This window comes from Mycobacterium sp. (assembly GCF_004298145.1).
Taxonomy (GTDB): domain Bacteria; phylum Actinomycetota; class Actinomycetes; order Mycobacteriales; family Mycobacteriaceae; genus Mycobacterium.
The window spans coordinates 92739-114432 of the sequence record NZ_SCRH01000054.1; the positions used below are offsets into that span (position 1 = coordinate 92739).

Below are 21694 nucleotides of genomic sequence, written 5' to 3' on the forward strand. Positions count from 1 at the left end.
TTCTTTCGCCTTTCTACAGCGGGTCGAGAATGGAACGCATGACTCAACGTGCGTCGAAGACGACTGGGACCTTGTTGGGCGCGCGCAGGCCAATGCCCTGGACGCGTGCCTCGTGGCCGGTTTCCGGGTCCAGTCGCAGCCCCGGCAGCCGGTCGAACAATCCCGTGAGCGCCGCCGACATCTCCGACCGCGCCAGGTGGGTGCCAAGGCAGGCGTGCGGGCCCCAGGCAAATGTGATGTGCGGTTTTTTCTCCCGGAAGATGTCGAACGCGTCGGCGTCCTGCCACCGGGTGTCGTCACGGTTGGCCGCGCCGATCGATATTTCCAGCACAGTACCCTCCGCGATCTGGACACCGCCGAGTTCAAAGTCTTCCAACGCGATTCGATTGATAGAGCTCAGCGGCGGCTCCCACCGCAGACCTTCCTCGATCGTCTGGGGCAGCAGACTCCGATCGGCGATCAGGGCATCGAGCTGATCCTGGTTCTGCAGCAGGCCGAGCAGCAAACTCGCCGTTGAGCGCGCGGTGGTTTCGCCGCCCGCGGGGAGCAAAAGCCGTAAGAAGGACACGATTTCGATGGTGTCCAGCCGGCTGCCGTCAAGTTCCGCGTTGGCCAGCAAGGTGATCAGATCCTCGCCGTGGCCGCCGCGACGTTCCTCGATCAACGGCGACAAGTAGTTCTCGAGATTGCGGGAGGCTTCCATCGCGCGGTCGTGGTCGTAGAACACCGCGATCGTCTCGCCGGCCCAGGTGTTGAATCGCTGGATGTCCTCGTAAGGGAGGCCCATCATTTCAGTGATGATGTAGACCGGGAACAGCAGAGTGAACTCGCGGTACAGGTCGGCCGATCCACTGCGTTCGAACCGATCGATCAAGCCATGAACCGCCGGCAGTATCGCCGTCTCCTGCCAGCGATCCAGGGACCGGCGCGTGAAAGCCTGCGTGATAAGGCCGCGATGCCGTCGGTGTTCGGACCCGTCCATGCCGATGATGGTGCGGCCCCATACGTGGCCGATGGTGTCGAGCCAGAATTTGGACGACATCCGGTCATCGGCGAGTGCCTGTTGGCAGGTTTCGTAGCTCAGCGCGCAGGAGAACGAAACCTTGTTGAAGGCTTCTTGTTTACGGTAGTCCTCGACGCCAATTAGCTCCGCCTGTTTTTGATGATGCACCGGTGCGCGTCGTCGTGCCTCGCCGAGCGGGCCATACAGCTCGACGATCCGTGAGCGCGGTGTCTCGGCCGCCGCCGCATCGACGTAGGCACTGTCGTCGGCGGTGCGGATGTAGTCACGCAATCCGGAGCCGGTACTGGTGGTCATAAGGGCTGCTCCCAAGCTTTGACTGGCGCAATGTCTTCGAATGTGGTGGTGCCATTGACGGCTCGCCGCAGGACCAAGAAATCCGCACCTTTGTAGGCGCGGCGGTCATTGGGCCCCAGTGTGATGATGGTCCCGGGTCCGCCGGTGCACGCCGGGACGCGGCGCAAGGTGTCGAGCGCATCGCGCAGGGCGGTGGAGGTGGCAATCCTCATCCTGCCCAGCGCCAGTGCAAATGCGTGGCCGATGTCGTAGGCGGTCGACATGCCCGAGTTTGCCGGGGTGTACCCGTAACGCTTGGTAAACCGTTTCAGCACGGCGGCGAACACCTCGTTGCGTTCGTCGTACTGATCCACGCCGACCCATCCCTCGAGTCGCTGGGCGCGTTCGGTGCTGTACGTGGCGCTGACGAACGCGGTCGTCTGGATCCGTGGCGGATCCCAGCCGATGCGCTCCAGCGCCGGACGCACCCACTGGTTGACACCACCCAGGCCGAGGTAGACCAGCGCGTCCGGTTTCGAGTCGCGGCAGACCTTGAGCGCACCGACCAGTTCCTCGACGCTGGTCGCCGGATACACCGGTGGTTCGGCGGTCACCACCAGTCTGTGTGGCTGCAGCTCGTACCGCAGGAACTGAGCGAACTCCTCCCCGATCTGGGTGCGCTCGCGAAGGACCGCGATCCTGCGATGACCGTTGGCCTGCAACCAAGCCGCCATCACCGCCGGCTCGTCGGCCAGGCCGCCATTAGCGAAGGCGTAAGCGTAGTCACCGACGTATTTCGTTGAGCCACATATCGTTGCCGTGGGAACGGCGAGACGCTCGATCTCCGGCAACAGGGCCAGACAGTTGTCGGATGTCATCGGCCCGACCACGCCCAGGACGTCCTGCTCCTCGACGAGCTCTCGGTACGTTTTGATCAGCCCGGCCGCCGAAGCCCAGGGTTGGGCGTATACCTCGCGGACGATGAGTTCGACAGGACGTTCCAACAGTCCCCGCGCGGCGACCTCGTCACATGCCAGTTGGACCGCGTCCGGCCACGCGTCGCTGAGTCCCGGATGGTCCGGCAGGTCGATAAGCACACCCAGGCGGTAGGGTTCGATCGGCCGGCCGTGATAGTGGGTTGCCACGGTCATCGCCCTCTTGCGTCAACCGGCATGGAATTGAATCGCTTTCGTCTCGGTGAAGTCGTCGAGCACATCGGCGCCCAATTCTCGGCCCACACCCGATCGCTTGTAGCCACCGAACGGCGCCCACGGGCTCATGCCCCCGGTGCCACCGTTAATGCTGACGTTCCCGCTCTGAATGTTCTGCGCCATCCCGAAAGCCGCACCCGGATCAGCGGTCCAAATCGAACCGGACAGACCGTAGACGGAGTCGTTGGCGATCCGCACGGCCTCATCGTCGTCGTCGAACGGGATCGCCACTCCGACAGGGCCGAACACCTCCTGCTGGGCGACGGTCATGTCACTGCGGACGTCGGCCAGCAGCGTGGGTTCGTAGTAATAGCCGCGGGCCATCTGTGGGGGGCGACGCCCGCCGGCCATCACCCTCGCCCCCTGCTGCAGCGCGCCCGCCACGTACTTTTCGGCCCTGATGCATGCGGTGTCCCGAATCAACGGGCCGACAACCGTGTGCGCATCGGTGGGGTCGCCGAGGGGAAGACGTCGCAGCATCGCGGTCACGCGCTCGAGGTAGCTCTCATAGAGGGAGCGGTGCACCAAGTGCCGCGTCCACAATGCACAACCCTGCCCGGAAAACAGGGTCAGTTCCTGCGCGCCCCTGGCCGCCGCGGCGTCGAGGTCGGCATCGGCGCGCACGATCATCGCCGACTTTCCGCCGAGTTCGAGCGTGATGTGTTTGAGAGTCGTAGAGGCCTGCGCCATCACCTTGGCACCTACCGCGTCCGATCCGGTGAACGTGACCATGTCAACCCGCGGGTCGGTGGTCAGGCACTCCCCCACCTCGATTCCGCCCGTGACCACGTTGAGCACACCTGGCGGTAATTCCGCTTCCTGCGCCGCTGCCCCCAACAGCAACGCCTCCAACGGCGTGAAATCCGAGGGTTTCAGCACGACAGTGCATCCGGCGGCCAGCGCGGGACCGACCTTGAGGAGATTGACGAAGAAGGGGGCGTTGAAGGGTGTGATGGCGGTGACCACGCCGCGGGGGGAGCGCTGCACGACACCCGACCCTAAAACGTTGGCGCCCTGGCGGTTCCGGAAGTTGGTAACCGGGAGCGGGCGCAGTGCCTCGAACGCGGCGCATCGCTCGACGAAGAACTCGAAAAGCTGCATCGGCGCGTCGAACTGACTGGGCCGCGCCACCGATATCGGGATGCCGGCTTCGGCGACCACCAATCCCACGATGTCCTCGGCCCAGCCGGCCAACACGTCGCGCAGTCGGGCCAGTGCGATCGATCGTTGCGCGGGCGTCAGTCTCGGCCACGGACCCTCATCGAATGCCTTGCGGGCGGCCGACACGGCGGCATCGGCGTCGACGAGTGCACCCCACGGTGCGGCGGTGATGGTTTCTTCGGTCGCCGGATTCAACACCGGCGCTTCCGTTTCGGTTGCGCGCCAGCCACCGTCGACGAAGAGGCCTTGGTAGGAAGATCTCGCCGGGGCCGCAGCGATAGGTGTACTCATTCGACCCTCGTCACCACACCCGACGCGCCGTCGACCTCCACCACGTGACCGGTCTTGAGCACTTTGCTTCCGGTGTGAGTCCCCACCACACAAGGGATTCCGAATTCGCGGGCCACTACGGCGGCATGTGACATCTCCGCACCGGTGTCAACGATGACGGCCGCCGCGTAAGCGAAAAACGGCGTCCAACCGGTGTCGGTGAACGCGGTCACCAGCACCTCGCCCGGCTCGAGCTCGTCCATGGAATCCACCGTGAGAACGCGGACCGGGCCCTTGGCCAGGCCGGCGGACGCGGCGGTGCCCTGCAACGTTTCGCCGGGCATCAGTTCCGTGTCGGCGTCGCCGTCGGGGGTCCATTCACCGACGAAGTTCAGCGGCGGTCGTTGGGTCTCCAGCCGCTTGCGTTCGGCGCGCCGCCGGGCGATCACCGCTTTGGCATCCGCCGGCGGACTTCTCAGCTCCGCGCGCACCAGATAGAACACGTCGTCGGGGCTGTCGATCATGCCGCGCGCCGCCAGCCGGTTGCCGATTTCGCGGGCGACCAGCCGGTACTGGTGGGTCTGGCGAATGGTGGTGTCACGAGCCGTCTCCCGCAACCGCTGAAACCGCGCACCCAGCGACGCCAAAGCCCGCAGCCGCAGACCTAGGCGCGGCAACTCGTCGGTGACGCGTTCGCGGCTCGCGAGCAACTTGGTCACCACGTCCAGTAGCCTGTCGGGTGCATCGGCGAAGACCGCGTTGGCCAGCTCGGTTTCCCTCGGACCCCGGTGCCCGTAATCGGCGACCACCTCGTCCAGTTTGGCAACGAAACGCGGGCGTTCGCGGCGCAAAATCTGCGCGGCCACCGCAGCCGAGTTGTCACGCAACGTCTGCTCGATCAACGGATCCGCCTTCGCCATCTGTGCCAGAGCGTACGCCCCGCGGGCGACACCGGCGCTGGCGAGATCGTCTGTGCCACCGCGGATCCGGGTCGCGAACCCCTTTCCGGCCTGCTTCTGAATCAGGCCCATCACCGGAACGACAAAGGCCGAGGCTTGTCCCGCCGCCGCCCAGGCGTTGGCGACTTCGTCGCGAGTTCTCAACAACCACGCGTGCAGCTGGGCATCGGAGAGCGTCGCGTAGTACTTCGCGTCGCGCGCCGAGCGCCGCGCATGGGCGTCGATGCCGCGGATCGCCCTGCCGAAGCCGCTCAGCTGAGTCGCCATCAGCGGTAACCGCCGCAGTGTTTCCCATGCGGTGGGCTTGTTGAACGACGGAACTTCCCCAGCGCCCTGGCCGAACAACATGTCCTGCCACGCGGACGCACCGCCACCGGGCATCGCCTCGCCCATGGCGTAGATGACGGAGAGGTTGGCGTAGATGCCGTGACCGAATGACCCGACCTGTTCTTGGGTCAGGGCCCGTTTGAGCTCGCCGTCAAGACGCAGCACTTCGGCCGCCTGGGTGCCGCCGGCGCGCAGCGCCTCGATCGCCAGCTCCAATGACAACGGAGTCATCGGACCAGGAAATGCCTCCGACGTATTCGCCGCGGTGAACACCTGCCAGTTGGGATCCACGGTGGTGTCGAATTCACCACTGAGCCCTTCCGGTGCGGCGCTGCGACGGCCATCGGCGATGGGTGGCTCGGGTACCCATGCCCACGGGAAGCACCACGGAACCGGTACCCGCCGCGTCCCGAGGAAGACGTGGGACCGATTGGTACGTCCGAAGTCTTCGACACATTGCCGCGACGACCATGCGCAGTGAAAGCCGAATTCCTCTGTCAGCCGGGTGGTCTCTACCAGCGGGAAATTGAGGAAGGCCTCGACCGCTCCCGGGTCGAGAGAGAACCAACCTCGATCCCACAAAAAGCTGAGCACTGCGTCCGCGTACTTGGGTGACACTTCTATATAGCGCTTGCCGAGGATCTCGGCGATTTCGGGCATCTTTATCGTGTCCGGCGCGGCGAGGTTGACCGGCCCGGACCACTCGGGGTGATCCAGGGCATCTGCGAAGAACCGGGCGAGGTCGTCAGGGTGGACGAACTGGAAGAGGTTTCGGCCACCCTTCATGCCCAGGATGGCCGGGGTCGCGAAGCCTTCTTGGGTAACCCCCGTGGTGGTGCGTCCCATGATGTTTGTTGCACGCACCATGACCGCGTTGAGCGAGGATGCGGCGATCAGTGCCTCGACCTCGGCCTTGTGCGTGGAATAGATGTGTTTGACGGACGGCAGCAGCGGATCGGACTCCTTCAGCAGCGGGGGGTTATCCGCATTCGCGCCGTAGGCCATCACCGACGACGCGGTAACCAGTCGGGAGACCCCGGCGCGTTCCATCGCCGTGACCACCGCTTGGGTCCCCCCGACGTCGATCGCGCGGGTGGCTTCGATGTCATGCATCGGGTGTGTCGTCCACGCGAGATGCACGACCGCGTCGACCCCTCTCATTGCGGCAGCGACCGCGTCGGGATCCCGAATATCGGCACTGACGTGCCGATACAGTGGAGAAGGTAGGGAGTGGGGGCGGCGCGACAACCCGACCACTTCGTGACCTCGGGCCAGGATCTCCGGGATGATGCAGGAACCGAAGTCTCCGGAGGCGCCCGTCACCATCACATGCATAGAAAGTTGCCCGCCTTCGTAAAGTCCGTTCCCCGAAAATCTATGGTGCGCTACATCACGGTGTCAATGACCTGAGTAGAGATTCTCTAGATTCTTGACGCCGTCCTCAGAGGTCCCTGCAGCCGGCGCGGTACGCGGTTCGCCGAACCGCACCGCATCTAGATAATCTGAAGCTATGATTCAGCGCGCGGGTGACCACCCAGCCCTCCTCATCGACTTCGGCGGCGTGCTCACCGAATCGGTCATGGGTTCCTTCGAGCGGAGCTGCCGGGCTCATCGCGTCGACCCGGGCGGATTCATCGCCGAGGTCTTTTCCCCCGAGCACACCGAGGACAGCCCGTTCGCGCTGATCGAGTTGGGGCTGATCTCGATACCGGAGTTCCTCGATCAAATCAGTCCGGTGCTGTCCAAGCATGCCGCCGCCGAGGTCAACGGCGCGGCATGGTTTCGGGAGGTACAGAAGACAACTCAGCGGGTCGACCTGGAGATGATCCAGGCGGTGCAGGCGCTCGCGGATCGAGGTGTGCAAACGGCGTTGGTGAGCAACTCATGGGGCCCCAGCGACGGCTACCCGTGGGACCGCCTGCCGCAATTCAGCGAAGTCGTGGTGTCCGCCGAGGTGGGAATCCGCAAGCCCACCAGCGCAATCTACGAGCTCGCCGCAGAAAAACTTGGTCGGACGCCCGCCGATTGCGTGTTCGTCGACGACGTCGAGGTCAACCTTGTCCCTGCCCGCGCGCTGGGCATGGCCACCGTCTTGCACACGCGCACCGACGACTCCCTCGCCCAACTAAGCCGAATCTACGGCTGAAGCCAAGCCGCATAACGGAATTCAATACAGCACATCGAGCACACCACCCTCGCCGCTGGTACTGCCCAGGTACCGTCGCACAGTATTCATGTGCTCGCTCCAGGCATGCTCCGCCCCCGAGCCGTCCCCCGCGCGAATGAGCTCCGCGATGTTTTCATAGCCGCGCAGCGCCCGCCGGTTTGCACGATGCACCTCCTCGCTGTCCGCCCCCATCTCCGCCACGGCGTTCGCGAGCTCACGCTCGATGATCTCGGCGAGCATGCCGATCAGGGCGGTCAGGGTCCGATTGCCGGAGAGCTCAACGAGCCGGACGTGGAACCGCACGCCGGCCTGGTGGAACGATCGTGGGTCAAGCGCCGCGGCCGCGCGCACCTCGTCCAGCTCACGGTCGAGCGTGGCGAGCTGTAATTCCGTGGCGGTCTCGGCCAGCCGCCGGATCGCGGCCGGTTCGATGGTCAGCCGCGCGTCCCACACGTCGCCGATCGACGTCCCGGCCAGCATGAGCACCATGCCGAAAAGGCCGGCCACGGCGTCGGGCCCGGGTAGGGTGACCTGGGCACCGCCGGGAGGCCCCCGCCTGATGGTGACCAGCGAGTCCCCCTCCAACAACCGGAACGCCTCGCGCAACGTCGGCCGCGAGACTCCAAACTGACGAATGAGTTCGGCCTCCGTGGGCAGCCAGTCACCGTCGAGGAGTTCGCCCCGCGCGATCAGCCGGCGGATTTGGGCGGCGATCTGGTCCGACATCTTCAATGGCCGCACCGGCCGGTGGGACCCGGTGTGCGAGAAGTTGTGGTTAGTCACCGCCGTCGGCTCCCGCTGGGTGAATCGTCAGGTCGTGATGAAACATTAGGACGCAGTCGATAGATCCTTTAGACGAATTTGAAGATTCGAGCGTTCCTATCCGAAGCGCCCCGGACCGGAGGTCGCCGCATCGTCGCTGAGGACCAGGTGCCCCTAAGCTACCTTGATTCGATAGAGTTTATCTAGATAAACTGTACGCTGCAGTGGCACCGACAGCCAGGAGACCAAGTGGATCTGTCCTTCACCGACGAGGACTACGCCTTTCGGCAGGAAGTGCGCGCCTGGCTGCGCGAAAATATTCCGACAGACGACCGCCCGCACGATTTCGCGGGCGCGCGAGCCTGGGACATGGCCTGGCAGCGGCGCCAGTTCGACGGCGGCTATGGCGGCATTGCGTGGCCCCGCGAATACGGCGGCCAGGGGCTGTCCCTGGTTCGTCAACTGATCTGGCTCGAGGAGTATGCGAAGGCCGGGGGGCCCGATATCGGCTGTGGCTTCGTCGGCATGAATCACGGTGGGCCGACCCTTATCGCCCGCGGTAACGAGGAGCAGAAGCGGCGGCATCTTCGCAAAATTCTGGCGGGTGAAGAGGTTTGGTGCCAAGGGTTTTCGGAACCCGGCGCCGGCTCCGATCTTGCCGCTATCTCCACCAAGGGGTCCATCCAAGGCGATGAACTGGTCGTCAACGGCCAAAAGATCTGGACCAGTTTCGCCCACATGGCCGACTTCCAGGAACTACTGGTTCGGACCGACCCGGAGTCGGCCCGGCACCGCGGACTGACGTGGGTCATCTGCGACATGCACAGCCCTGGAATCACCGTGCGACCCATCATCTCGATGGACGGCCTGTCCGAGTTCTGCGAGGTGTTCTACGACGACGTCCGCATTCCCCTCGACAATGTGGTGGGCGAGATCGATGACGGTTGGTCGGTCGCGATGTCGACCCTCGGGTTCGAACGCGGCACCGGTTTCATGAAGTTGCAGACGGAACTGTCGGTGGCTCTAGAGCGGCTCATCGATGATGCCGCGGGCCTGGGGGCGCTCGACGATTCGAGTGTCCGCACCCAACTCGGGGACCTGCGCGCCGACGTGCTGGCGATGCGGGCGATGACCTATGCGACGGTGTCGTCGGCAGCGCGGACCGATGTTCCCGGCCCAGAAGGGTCAATGATCAAGATCTTCTATGCCGACCTGGCGCAACGCATTCGCCGCGTCCGCATGGAGGTCATCGGCGTTCACGGTCTCGACCGCGGTGGCAGGTACGGCAACGACATCGGCGAGTACTTGTACTCCTACGCAACCACCATGGGCGGCGGCACGTCCGAAGTCCAGCGCGACATCGTTGGCGAGCGCGTCCTCGGCCTCCCGCGGAACCGTTAGGAGCCACCGTGGACTTTCTCCCCGACGCCGACCAAGACGCGCTGTCGGAGGCGACCCGTCAATACATCCAATCGCGGGTGCCGTTATCCGATTCGATCGCCCGGCTGGACGACATTCGGTGGAAGGAAATCACCGAGCTCGGATGGCTGGGGCTGGCCGCCGACGAGGATGCGGGCGGTTCCGGGGCAACGCTTCTCGACGAGGTCTTCGTCTTCCGGGAAATCGGTCGCGGGCTCGTCCCGGGGCCCATCCTGACAACGCTGGCCGCCGCGCGGTTGGCGGCGTGGACAGGGGACACTGCGCTGTCGGCGGAGCTGATCGGCGGCCAGGCGCGGGTGGCGCGGGCTGTCCCACTGCCAGGGGATGACGACCGACTGCTGGTGCTCGACCCGGAGGACTCGGCGCTGGTCCTGGTGGTCGACACCGACCGGGCCGCCCTCTACACCGCCCCGCAGCATCTGGAGCCGAGCGCCGGCCTTGAAGATGAAACGTCCGTGGGCCACACACGCCTGGCCGAACTGGGGGCCGCTTCCGCGGCGGCCGATGACACCCGAACGGCGAGCCGGCTGCGGAGGGTGCTGTCCATCCTGGCGTCGGCGCAGCTGGCCGGCATCTGCGGAGCCACCAGGGATCTGGCAACCGAATTCGCCAAGAGCCGGGTTCAATTCGGCAAGCCGATCGGCGCGTTCCAAGCGATCAAGCACAAGTGCGCCGACATGGCCACCCACTCCTTGGCCGCCGACAACGTCACCTTCTTCGCCGCGGTGACGGAGGCATCTGGGGTGTCGGACCCCGATTATTACGCACTGGCAGCCGCCGCGTGTTGTCGTCGCGCGGCCTTCGCGAACGCGAGGGCGAATGTCCAGATCCATGGAGCCATGGGTTTCACCGTCGAAGACAGCGCCCACCGCTTCGTCAAACGAACGCATACCCTTTGTGCCACAGAATCTTTCGAGCGTGCAGCCGGACTATTGGGCGGACTGCCCAGTGCCCAGACAAGTGAGGAAGCATGACCACTGAAGACGACGCGAGTGAGGATCGCAGCGAGCAACGAGCGAGGACCGGAGCGGGCGGGAGGCGAGCATGACCACCGAAGGTGAGCTGAAGACCGAACTCGTCGACGGCGTGGGGGTGGTCTCGTTCAATCGACCCCACCGCCACAACGCCATCACCGACGCCCTTTTCGACGAGATGTGCGAGGCGCTGCGCGCCTATCTCAACGACCACTCGGTCCGGTGCGTGTTGATCCGCGGCGAGGGCCGTTCGTTCTGCTCGGGGAGGGACAAGGCCGAGTTGGGCAAGCGCGCCAACGGCGAAGACGACTTCACCTTCGTCAGGGAACACCAACGGATTCGGTTGGAGGTGCTCGAATCGACCAAGCCGGTGGTCGCGGCGGTGCAAGGCGCCGCATTGGGAGGCGGCTTCGAGATCGCGTTATCCGCCGACATGCGCATCATCGCCGAGGACGCGATCTTCGGCCTCCCCGAGGTGGGACTGGGTCTGGTACCGGACACCGGTGGAACGCAGGTGCTGCCCGCCCTGGTGGGGCCGGCACGCGCGAAGTACCTGGTACTCAGCGGCGCTCGCATCGACGCCCGTACGGCGTATGCGTGGGGCCTCGCCGAGGAGGTCGTGCCCCTTGACGAGCTCCATGACCGCGCGATGACGTTGTGCCGACAACTGGCCGCGCAACCGAAACTGGCCGTGTCGATGGGCAAGATGTTGGTCAACCAGGCTACGGCCGGCCCGATCCGCAACGGCCTCGGCCAGGAGCTACTGGCTCAGACCGCGTTGTTCAGCTCCGAGGAATACCTGAGCATCAAGGAGGAGGCGCTGCGGCGACGCCGAGACGCCTCTGACGGCGCATCCGAAAGCGACGGACACTGAAATGCCCCTACCAGCACCTCCTCCGGTCGGTACGGCCATGCTGCCGCCGGACACCTATGCCGGACAAGTCGTCGTGGTCACCGGAGGGGGCACCGGTTTGGGTAAGGCGATGGCCACCGAATTCGCCCGGCTGGGCGCGGCGGTAGCCGTCGCCAGCCGCAAAGCCGAACACCGGGACAGCGGCGTGGCGGCGTTGACGTCCCTGGGCGCCAACGCGATTGGAGTCGAGCTTGACGTACGTGACGAGAGCGCTGTTACCGCGACGTTCGACCAGATCGAACGCGAACTCGGTCCTGCCGATGTCTTGATCAATAATGCCGCGGGCAACTTCCCGTCGCAGGCCGTGAAGATGTCTGCCAACGCCTGGCGCAGTGTCGTCGACATCGTGCTCAACGGCACGTTTCTGTGCAGCACGGAATTCGCCCGTCGGGCCATCGCCCGATCCGCACCCGGAGCCATCCTCAACATCGGCGCCACCTACTCATGGACCGGCGGTCCCGGCACCGCGCATTCCGCCGCCGCCAAAGCCGGCGTTACGAACATGACTCAGTCGCTGGCCGTCGAATGGGCGCCCAAGGGCATCCGCGTCAACTGCCTGGCGCCCGGCCTGTTTCCGCACCAGGATCTGCCTCCCGTACTGCTTGCTCGCCAGAACCCCGAAGCCGGCGGCAAGCGCATACCCGCCGGCCGAGTGGGTAAACCCCACGAATTGGGCTGGGCCGCAACCTATCTCTGCTCGCCATTCGCCGCGTACCTGACGGGCCACACCTTGGTGCTCGATGGTGCGAACTGGCTGCGCCGGGGCCTCACCATGCCCGACTTCGTGCCGATCGACGAGCAATTCCCGTGACGAACACCAGGAAGGACCAGCAGACCAGTGACGATCGCTGCGACCTCAACCGACCTGCCCTCCACCAGCGTGCGGTCCGGCGCGTCGCCGGTGTGGGCACCGGGGCAATCCGACACCGTGACCGCCGTGCTGGCCCGCGCCGTCGAAGAGTCGCCCGACAAAGTGTTCCTCGATTTCGCCGGTCAGACGTATACCTATTCGGCGGTGTGGGACCTTTCCCTGCGGTGTGCCGCCGGCTTGGGCCGGCTGGGTGTTGGCCCCGGCCAAACGGTGGTCTGCATCCTCGACAACAACGTCGACGCCATCGTTTCGTGGTTCGCGGCCAACTTCCTTGGCGCGGTGTGGGTTCCGGTCAACACCGCACTCAAGGGCGAATACCTGCGCCACCAGATCGGTGATGCGGCCGCGCCGGTGGTGATCGCCGAATCGGATTATGCCCAGCGCATCTTCGACATCGCCGGCGAACTCGACGACCTCAAGCACCTGGTGGTGCGCGGGACTATGCCCGAGTCGTGCCCGTGCTCGGTGACGCCCCTAGATGCCATCACGCCCGACCAGGGACTGGCCGAACCGGTTGCGGTGGCCCCCGGCGACTTGGCGATGCTCATCTATACCTCGGGCACGACGGGTCCCTCCAAGGGCTGCATGATTAGCCACAACTACATCTGCAACGTCGCGAGAAACACCGCGGCAATGCGTAATCCCGCATTCGCGTTGTGGACGCCGCTGCCGCTGTTCCATCTCAACGCCGCAGGTACATCGGTGCTGGCGTCGGCGGTGAACAAGACAACCGTCTCGATCGCCGAGCGGTTCTCGCTGTCCCGGTTCTGGCCTGAGATTAAAAGATCCGGTGCACAGCAGGTTTCGATCCTCGGCATCATGATCGCGCTCATCGCGACGATGCCCGACACGGCCGAGATGGCGGAGTGTTTCGGGCAGATCGAGCATGTGGGTGGCGCACCGTGGACCCCCGAGTTGATCGCCACCTGGAAAGAACGGTTCGGTGTGCGAAGCGCCGGTAACTCGGTCTTCGGCCTCACCGAGGCGTCATTCGTCACCAGCAACCAGCAGGGCCTCACCGCGCCGCTGGGTGCCTCGGGCCGCCGCAACGACGATTTCGACGTCCGGATCGTCGACGACAACGACGTCGAGCTTGCGGACGGCCAGTCCGGCGAGATCATCGTCCGTCCCCGCAAACCGCACGTCATGTTCGAGGGTTACTGGCGCCGGCCGGAAGCCACCGTTGCGGTGATGCGCAACCTGTGGTTTCACACCGGCGACATCGGGAGATTCGACGCGGATGGGTGGTTCTGGTTCGTCGACCGCAAGAAGGATTACTTGCGACGACGCGGCGAGAACATCTCGAGCTACGAGCTCGAACGCACCTTCCGCACCCACCCCGACATCGCGGATGTCGCGGTCCACGCCGTGCCGTCAGACCTGACCGAAGACGAGGTCAAGGTGACGGCGGTGCGCCGCGACGACGCCGACCTGACCGAAGAACAACTGTGCCGTTGGTGTTTGGACAAGCTACCCTATTTCGCCGTACCCCGATACATCGAGTTCCGCACCGAACTACCTCGCAACGCCACGGGGAAGGTGCTCAAGCATCAATTGCGTGACGAGGGGGTCACGGTCCTCACGTGGGACATCACGAGCTCCGATATTCAGGTGGTGAAACGATGAGTGGACAGCTTGTGGTCGGCCGAAAGGAGTCGGCAGGAATGACCGGATCCACGTCCTTCCAGCACCCGCCCGTCGTCTTGCTCGACGGAACGGCGATGCTGCCACGAGAGATCCTCGGCAACAAGGGCTATGGCATCAACGTCATGCGCGGCGAGGACTTGCCGGTCCCACCGGCGTTCTGCATCACCACCGAGGTGTGCGCACAATATTTCGACGAGCCCGACGCCACGACCGCTTCCATCCGCGACGAGGTCCGCGTCAAGCTGCGCTGGCTGGAGGCGGAGACGTCACGGACATTTGGGTCCGGGCCGCGGCCGCTGCTGGTCAGCGTCCGCAGCGGCGCCGCGTTGTCGATGCCCGGGATGTTGGACACGGTGCTGGACTTGGGCATCGATGATGCTGTTGAGTCGGCGCTGGGCGAGTTGCATAGTCCCGAGCTCGCCGGCGACACCCGGCGGCGTTTTTGTCACATGTATCGGCGCATCGTGCTCGGCGACGAGAACGGCGAAGTACCCGACGACCCGTTCGCGCAACTGGGTGGCGCGATCGGTGCGGTGTTCAGGTCGTGGAACTCTCCCCGCGCCATCGCCTACCGGAAGCATCACGGCCTCAGTGACCTCGGGGGCACGGCCGTCGTGGTCCAGGCGATGGTCTTCGGCAATATGGAGTCAGACTCGGGCACGGGCGTGTTGTTCTCGCGCAACCCGATGACCGGCGCAGCCGAACCATTCGGTGAATGGCTGCCCGGCGGTCAGGGTGAGGACGTTGTGTCGGGCACCTTCGACGTGGAGCCGGTGTCCGCGCTGCGTGACGAGCAGCCGGCGATCTACGACGAGCTGATGGAAACAGCCGGCACCCTCGAACGCATCTCCAAAGACGTTCAGGACATCGAGTTCACCGTCGAGCAGGGAAAGCTCTGGCTGTTACAGACGAGGGTCGCCAAGCGGTCGGCGCAGGCCGCGGTGCGGTTGGCTCTGGCCCTGCGGGACGAGGGCCTGATCGATGACGCCGAGGCCCTGCGCCGGATCGACCCCGCGCAGGTCGAGACGCTGCTGAAACCGTCGTTGCAACCCGAAACCAGGCTCGCCGCACCGCTTCTGGCAAAAGGCCTATCGGCCTGTCCCGGCGTGGTGTCGGGCACGGCCTACAACGATGTCGACGAGGCAATCGATGCGGCCGAGGACGGCGAGGATGTCATCCTGGTGCGCTCGGCCACCAGTCCCGATGACATCCAGGGAATGATGGCCGCGCGCGGCATCGTCACCGGGATCGGCGGCGCGACCAGCCATGCGGCCGTCGTGTCGCGCGAACTGCACCGGCCGTCGGTCGTCGGATGCGGCACCGGAGTCGTCCAGCTTCTCGTCGGCAAGCAGGTCACGCTTGACGGTACCGAAGGCGAAGTCCGCGAGGGCATTCTCGAATTGACGGCCTGGTCCGAAGACGATTCTCCCGACCTGGCCGAACTCGGCAAACTCGCGCGCGGGATCAGCCCGTTGGCCGCACACGTCGCCGGTGAATATCCGGCGCTCGACGACAACACAGAAGCCGGCGTGCGCGCCGCGCTCGACGCCGGCCTGGCCGATGTCGTCTCCCCCCAGCCGCTGGTCACCATGCTGATCGCCGCGCGCCTGCAAGCCAACGTTATTCAGGATTAGCTTCCATACCGAGGAGGAAAACATGGGTCGGGTCGAGGACAAGGTCGTCTTCATCACGGGTGCCGCGCGCGGTCAAGGCCGCAGCCACGCGGTGCATCTCGCCGAAGAGGGTGCCGACATCATCGCGGTGGACATCTGCGCGGACATCGCCAGCAACGATTACCCGCTCGCGCGTCGCGAAGACCTTGAGGAGACCGCGAGGCTGGTCGAGAAGACCGGCCGGCGCATCGTCACCGCCGAGGCCGACGTGCGTGACCGGACAGCGCTCGCCGAGGCACTCAGCGCGGGCATCTCCGAATTGGGCAAGCTCGACGTCGTCGTGGCCAACGCGGGCATCTGCCCGCTCGGCGAAGGTAAAGAGGTGGACGCGTTCGTCGACGCCGTCGATGTCGACCTGATCGGTGTGATGAACGCCGTGCACGTCGCGTTGCCGCATCTGCACGAGGGCGCGTCGATCATCATGACCGGGTCGGTGGCGGGCCTGCTCTCGAACTCATCCTCGGGAGGGGGGCCGCAGGGCTTCGGTGGCGCCGGCTACAACCTGGCCAAGCGGGTGATCGTCGAATACAGCACGACGCTGGCGGTGAAGTTGGCGCCCAAGTCAATTCGTGTCAACGCCGTACACCCCAGCAACTGCGACACCCCCATGCTGCAGAGCGAACCGATGTACAGGACCTTCCGGCCCGATCTGCCCAACCCCACCGTCGAAGAGGCCGAAGTCGGCTTCCGGGCGATGCAGGCGATGCCCATTGCCTGGGTTGATCCCTCCGACATCTCCTACGCGGTGCTGTATTTGGCCTCCGACGAGTCGCGGTACGTCACGGGCATGCAGCTCAGGGTGGACGGCGGCGCCACGATCCAGCGAGGTATCTAACCGAGCCGCCCGGACATGGAGACAGACATTCCGGCTTGCGACGAACTGCTGACGCTGTCGGCTACAGCGCTGGCCCGCCGGATCCGCGCAGGTTCGGTGACCTCGAGGCAGGTCATCGATACTCACATCGCACGAATCCAGAGGGTCAATCCAGCCCTCAACGCCGTGGTGTGTGAGCGCTTCTCGCGTGCGAGGGAAGAGGCGGACGCGGCCGACGAGCGGCTGCGCCGCGAGGGGCCGAACGGTCTGCCGCCGTTTCACGGGGTTCCTTGCACCATCAAGGAGAACGTCGCCCTGGCCGGCATGCCGAACAGTTGTGGTTTGGTCGCGCGCAGGAATGTGATCGCCGAAGAGGACGCGCCCTCGGTGGCGCGGCTGCGGGCCGCAGGTGCGATCCCGCTGGGCGTGACCAACGTGGCCGAGCTGACCGCCTGGACCGCCACGGACAATCGCGTCTACGGTCGCACCGGCAATGCGTACGATCCGGCCCGCACCGCGGGAGGCAGCAGCGGCGGCGAGGGAGCCATCGTCGGAGCGGGCGGATCGCCCTTCGGCCTCGGCACCGACGTGGGGGGATCGATCCGCATTCCGGCGTTCTGCAACGGCGTCTTCGGACACAAGCCAACGGGCGGGCTGGTGCCTTCGTCTGGGCAGTTCCCGAAATACCAAGGCTCGCAACTCCGTATCAATACCACCGGTCCCATCGCCCGGCGGGCCGAGGACCTGATGCCCCTGCTGCGCGTGCTCGCCGGGCCCGACCTCGGGGATCCGGAATGTCAAGCGTTTCAGTTGGGGCAACCGTCTGCGGTGCGGTTGGGTGAACTCCGCGTGCTGTTGGTCGCGTCGGATGGAGCGCGGCCGGCGGTCTCCGCGGAAATGCTCGGCGCGATGAAGCGGGCCGGCGCCGCGCTCAGCGAGCAGGGCGCGACCGTCGAGCAGCGCAAAGTTTCGGGCCTGCATAATTCCCTGCTCCCCTACCTCGGCCGGCTACTGGAGGAAGGTGACTGGCCCTTCGTTCTCGACCCGACGCCTGGCCGCCTACCCCTGGTTTCCGCCGTCGGCGAGCCGATCAGGCTGGCCCGCGGGCGATCTGACCACATCGCGCCGGTCTTCGCGGTCACTACCCTCATCAATCCGCTACGCAAGATGTCCAAGCTGATCGGACGGCTGGCCGAAACCGCTCGCACGCTGCAAGGCGAGATCGAAAGCATGCTCGGCGACGACGGCGTCATGCTCTATCCGACAGCGACGGGCGTGGCGCCTCGGCACGGCAGAGGCGGTGCTCTTCACTTTCGCTTCCCGCCTATTTTCAACGCCCTGGAGCTGCCGGTGACTCAGGTGCCGCTCGGCCTGGGGCGTGAGGGCCTTCCGCTCGGGGTGCAGGTTGTCGCGCCGCGAGGTGCGGATCATCGGTCCATAGCCGTCGCAATGGCACTCGAGCGCTCCCTCGGCGGCTGGGTCCCGCCGAGAGTGCCTGCTTAGCAAGGACCAATCAGCGCTCTCGTCACAGGGCCCCAGCGGCTGCTGCGCCTTTGTGTGTCATCTTTGCTCGCCTGACAGCGACAACCCCGGCCTCATTGCGCGGTGTCGCTCTTAGGTGGGAAAAAGGGGTGTCCCTCCCTCCGGTTATTGCTGTGAGGTGGAGTGCTCACCACATCAAAACCGGCTTGATCACCCTGCCCGCTTCCTGATCCTCGATGGCGCGGTTGATGTCGTCGTACTTGTACCGCGTGACGAGCTGATCGATCGGAAAACGACCGCTGCTGTATAGCTCGACGAGCTCGGGGATGAACTCCTGCACCCGGCTCTCACCTTCTATGCAACCGCGCAGCACCTTTCCCCTGAGCAGTAAGTCCTGCACGTTGATGGTGACATCCGACGGGCCCAGACCGAGGACGACGAGCTCTCCCCGGGTGGCTAACGCGGCAAGAGCCGCGCTGATGACCGCCGGGATGCTCGTCGTGTCGACCGCGTGGGTGGCGCCGCCCGACGTCGCCGCATTGATCTGAGCCGCGGCATCATCGGCGTTCGGGTCGACGGCGATCGCGCCGAAAAGTTCGGCCTGTGCCCGTCGCTCCGAGAGCGGATCAACCGCGACGATGGTCTCAACACCGCTAGCCCGCGCCGCCAGCAGCGCCGCGAATCCGACACTGCCCGTGCCGTAAACGACAAGCCGTGCGTCCGCGGGCGGCCTCAATGCGTTGAGCACGGCGCCGGCGCCGGTCTGGAAGCCGCAGCCCAGGGCGGCGACGATCGCCAAGTCGATGTCATTGCCGACCACGACGACGTTGTCCCGCCCCGCCAGCGCATAGCCGGCGAAGCTCGACTGGCCAAAGAAGTTGCCCAACAACGGCGTTGCACCGCTGTGCAGCTTAGGGGTGCCGTCGGTTCGATGCCCGAGCGCGTTGAGGGCAGCCGTCTGATCACAGTACGCCGGGTGGCCGCCCTGACAGTAAACGCATCCCCCGCAGCTGCGATAACTGAGCACGACGTGGTCGCCCGGCCGGACGTCGGCGATGCCCGCTCCCACCGCGGTCACGACACCGGCACCCTCATGACCCAATACGCACGGGCCCAGTTCGACCGGGATCACGCTCTTGAAGAAAAGGTCCGTGTGGCAGATGCCCGTTGCCGTGATTTGAACCAGGATTTCGTCGTCGCGAGGATCGTCGACCGTGACCTCTTCGAGCGTGAATGGTTCGGTCGGCCCAGACGAGACCGCCCCCACTGTCGTCACCGGCAAGATCGGCACCCTTCTCCAAGACAGCCCATTGGGCCCCTACATTTCGGACGATCATCGTACTGGAAAGGTACTCGCCTCGACCGCGATCATTCAAGGATGAGGTGCGGCGCTGCATTGTGCGTCAGCGCAGGCAGTCCCGCAGGCTGGCCGCCAATGCCTGTGCGAGTTGCCGCCTTCCCCATCCTTCCTGCACGCCCTGCACCACGACGGGTAGGGCCGCTTCGACTTCACGGGTCGGCCCGGGCAACGCGATCAGGCGTGTCCACTCGACTTGCCCAACGCCCACCCGCACGTGCGGCTTGACGTGTCGCCCGTGCCCCACGGGGTAGGTGGCTAAAACCGCTGTGGCCAAGCGTGGATCGCAGTGTTGCAGCGCCTCGATCGTGCGGTCTTTGTCCTCTGCCCCTACGCCGCCGGTGGTGATGATGACGCCGAAGCCTTCGGACGTCAGCCGTAGCACACGTCCGACGATGGCGTCCTCGTTGTCCAGCACGGCGCCGGCGGCGGTCACCTCGAATCCGGCAGCTCCCATGATGTCGGTTGCGACGGCGATGTTTGTGTCCTTGACGTTGCCCGCCACAACCTCTGGGCCAGTGGAAATCACGGCGACACGTGATGAGACGTAGGTGCGGAGCTGCTCGTCGATTTCGGTTGCCCGCGAGAGTATCTGGTCCACCTCGTCGGACGGCGCCCCGATCATTCCCATGACACCGCGAGAGTGCACCGACGCACGCGGTGACATCGTGACGCCGGCGACTTCGCCAAGCACGGCGAGCAGCTCGGCTTCTCGCCCGACAAAGCTAGCGAGTTCCGCTCGGGGCTTCAGCACGTCGAACACCACATGGTCGGCGCGCGCGTCGGTCACAAACACTGAGTCTCCGGAGAGATCCAGAGCCCGCGCGGCGGCAGCGGCCAGGGAGCGCAGATCGGTCCGGTCCAAAGTGATTCCGCGCACCCAGATCTCGGTCTTGTCCAGCAGTTCGACCTCAGGCATACCGAACTCAGGTCGTCGAAGTCAGTGACACGGTGGGCAAGTCACGCTGCGCGAGCCACTTGGGTAGCCGCACCTTTTCGACGTCCTCGATCACTCGCGGTGCGACTCGACGGAGCGCCTCCGCGAGCGATTCAGAAACATGCATGGCGCCCGGCAGCCCGTCGTAGACGATGACGTTGTCGGAGTTGGCAATTGCCATCGCACGCTGGACGGCGTCGGCCAACCCGTCGGTGACCTCGGCGACGTTGACGATCCAGCATGCCGAGGGATCCTGCGCAAGCCAGTCCATCACCTTCGGGCTGGTAACCATCGTGGGAACGCCTCTGAGCAAGTACATGTACGGGACGCCGCCGGCCATGTAATTGATGACGTAGGCCTTGATGTTGGCGTTCTCTCCCATCATGTACTGCCCGATCAGCCCGCGCATCGATTCGGGCAGCAGCGCGGCGTATAACGCGGGGTTGTCCAGATCGAGCCAGTCAGCATTAGCGTAGTAGAGGACGTCGAACGGTATCCCGCCGGCATAGCTGTAGATCGTGCTGCCGTGGCCGTCGAAGACGACGGTGACGTCCTTGACTTCGCTCATGAGCCGAATGAGTGTGGCGTAGTTGCGGAAGATGTCGGTGGCCACGCGACGATCGAGCCGTTCCAGGTCGTTATCGGCGTCGACGTCGATGACGCCCTCCGGGCTGGTGTTGAGGACAACCGTGGAGACGTAGCGCTGTTGGATGTAGGTGCTGTCGAACACTGCGCGGGCCACCAGTTGCCCGGTGCGGGGGCCGTAACCGAAGTGGTAGGCCGACCGTGTCTCGAGCCTGGTGTAGGCCATACCGAAGGGCTTGAACAACCGGTCCTGCATGCGGTGTAGGTAGCCCTCGCGCATCTCGGTGACGTGGGTGTGGATGAAGTGGTCACCCTGGAACAGCTGCCGGGTCAGGTACATCGGCCCGACTCGGGTGTCGATCTCGACGCCCTGGCCGATCTGAGGGCATTCCTGCGCATCTCCGAAGCGCCGTTCGAGGTCGAAAATCCGCATCCAGTCGGGGTTTTCGATGTGGCCCATCGACTCGGCGATGCGCAGCCGCACCGAAGCGCCGGTCACCGTTTCGACGTGTCGTTGTACCTCTTCCAGCATCGCCACGTAGGCCATGCCCGACAGCGCGAAGCCGTGCGGATTGGCCACCAGGTTGACCCGGTCACCCTTGTTGATCTTCGACCAGTCCACACTTTCGAGCCGGGCGCGGGTGCGCGCCCGAACCTCTTCCTCGTCAGTGGGACCCAGGCGGCGGTTGGGCGCCCAGATCGGTTCCGGCAGCCACGGTGTCAGTTCGCGGATGGGCAAGGTCACGATGCCGTCCAGGTCGGCGGCGCGAACCGCGACGACGTCGGCGGGGTGCCGGCCATTCCAGGTCGGCATTAGCGGCGGGGCGGGCATCGGTGTGATCGACAT

17 protein-coding genes are annotated in these 21694 nt (G+C 65.2%); 9 read left to right on the top strand and 8 right to left on the bottom strand.

From position 1 onward, the window contains the following. Positions 1–43: 43 nt before the first annotated feature. From EPN51_RS23495 to EPN51_RS23510, 4 genes are read right to left on the bottom strand one after another with little or no spacing between them, the layout of a single operon-like run. Positions 44–1318 (bottom strand): cytochrome P450, encoded by a 1275-nt coding sequence (locus tag EPN51_RS23495; RefSeq protein ID WP_293047465.1) that lies wholly within the window; start codon positions 1316–1318, stop codon positions 44–46. After that, positions 1315–2448: an ABC transporter substrate-binding protein gene (locus tag EPN51_RS23500; protein ID WP_293047467.1), complete on the bottom strand. Its 1134-nt coding sequence runs from the start codon at positions 2446–2448 to the stop codon at positions 1315–1317. Before EPN51_RS23500 ends, EPN51_RS23495 begins: the two co-directional genes overlap by 4 nt. Before the next feature lie 12 nt (positions 2449–2460). Continuing rightward, positions 2461–3960: an aldehyde dehydrogenase family protein gene (locus EPN51_RS23505; RefSeq protein WP_293047468.1), complete on the bottom strand. Its 1500-nt coding sequence runs from the start codon at positions 3958–3960 to the stop codon at positions 2461–2463. Beyond that, positions 3957–6560, bottom strand: coding sequence for an NAD-dependent epimerase/dehydratase family protein (locus tag EPN51_RS23510; RefSeq protein ID WP_293047470.1), 2604 nt, complete (start codon positions 6558–6560; stop codon positions 3957–3959). Before EPN51_RS23510 ends, EPN51_RS23505 begins: the two co-directional genes overlap by 4 nt. Positions 6561–6735: 175 nt before the next feature. Between EPN51_RS23510 and EPN51_RS23515 the strand changes: the two genes are divergently transcribed. Further along, positions 6736–7371, top strand: coding sequence for an HAD family phosphatase (locus EPN51_RS23515; RefSeq protein WP_293047472.1), 636 nt, complete (start codon positions 6736–6738; stop codon positions 7369–7371). A 21-nt stretch (positions 7372–7392) separates the two neighbouring features. Here the strand turns inward: EPN51_RS23515 and EPN51_RS23520 are convergent, their stop codons facing one another. Continuing rightward, on the bottom strand, positions 7393–8175 hold the full coding sequence (locus tag EPN51_RS23520; RefSeq protein WP_293047473.1) for an FCD domain-containing protein: 783 nt from the start codon (positions 8173–8175) through the stop codon (positions 7393–7395). Positions 8176–8403: 228 nt separating this feature from the next. Here EPN51_RS23520 and EPN51_RS23525 point away from each other — a divergent pair, with 228 nt between their 5' ends. The 8 genes from EPN51_RS23525 to EPN51_RS23560 all read left to right on the top strand — a co-directional run bounded on the left by EPN51_RS23525 (position 8404) and on the right by EPN51_RS23560 (position 17989). Beyond that, positions 8404–9555, top strand: coding sequence for an acyl-CoA dehydrogenase family protein (locus EPN51_RS23525; protein WP_293047475.1), 1152 nt, complete (start codon positions 8404–8406; stop codon positions 9553–9555). 8 nt (positions 9556–9563) lie between these two features. Then, complete coding sequence (locus EPN51_RS23530; RefSeq protein ID WP_293047476.1) at positions 9564–10568, top strand: acyl-CoA dehydrogenase family protein; 1005 nt, start codon at positions 9564–9566, stop codon at positions 10566–10568. A gap of 70 nt (positions 10569–10638) precedes the next feature. Beyond that, complete coding sequence (locus tag EPN51_RS23535) at positions 10639–11442, top strand: enoyl-CoA hydratase/isomerase family protein (RefSeq protein WP_293047478.1); 804 nt, start codon at positions 10639–10641, stop codon at positions 11440–11442. A gap of 1 nt (position 11443) precedes the next feature. Next, entirely contained in the window at positions 11444–12292 is an 849-nt protein-coding gene (locus tag EPN51_RS23540; RefSeq protein ID WP_293047479.1) for an SDR family oxidoreductase, read from the top strand. Between the two features lie 27 nt (positions 12293–12319). Next, entirely contained in the window at positions 12320–13978 is a 1659-nt protein-coding gene (locus EPN51_RS23545) for an AMP-binding protein (protein ID WP_293047481.1), read from the top strand. Positions 13979–14016: 38 nt separating this feature from the next. After that, on the top strand, positions 14017–15633 hold the full coding sequence (locus EPN51_RS23550; RefSeq protein ID WP_293047482.1) for a pyruvate, phosphate dikinase: 1617 nt from the start codon (positions 14017–14019) through the stop codon (positions 15631–15633). 22 nt (positions 15634–15655) lie between these two features. Further along, a complete protein-coding gene (locus tag EPN51_RS23555) occupies positions 15656–16507 on the top strand; it encodes a mycofactocin-coupled SDR family oxidoreductase (RefSeq protein WP_293047484.1) in 852 nt (283 codons plus the stop codon). A gap of 15 nt (positions 16508–16522) precedes the next feature. Beyond that, positions 16523–17989: an amidase gene (locus EPN51_RS23560; protein ID WP_293047486.1), complete on the top strand. Its 1467-nt coding sequence runs from the start codon at positions 16523–16525 to the stop codon at positions 17987–17989. Between the two features lie 166 nt (positions 17990–18155). Here the strand turns inward: EPN51_RS23560 and EPN51_RS23565 are convergent, their stop codons facing one another. The 3 genes from EPN51_RS23565 to EPN51_RS23575 form a co-directional block, all read right to left on the bottom strand. Further along, positions 18156–19244 carry an NAD(P)-dependent alcohol dehydrogenase gene (locus EPN51_RS23565; protein ID WP_293047585.1) on the bottom strand — a complete coding sequence of 363 codons (1089 nt, stop codon included), beginning with the start codon at positions 19242–19244 and terminating at the stop codon, positions 18156–18158. A 127-nt stretch (positions 19245–19371) separates the two neighbouring features. Next, positions 19372–20244: a molybdopterin-binding protein gene (locus EPN51_RS23570; protein WP_293047488.1), complete on the bottom strand. Its 873-nt coding sequence runs from the start codon at positions 20242–20244 to the stop codon at positions 19372–19374. 7 nt (positions 20245–20251) lie between these two features. Beyond that, a complete protein-coding gene (locus EPN51_RS23575; protein ID WP_293047490.1) occupies positions 20252–21694 on the bottom strand; it encodes a hypothetical protein in 1443 nt (480 codons plus the stop codon).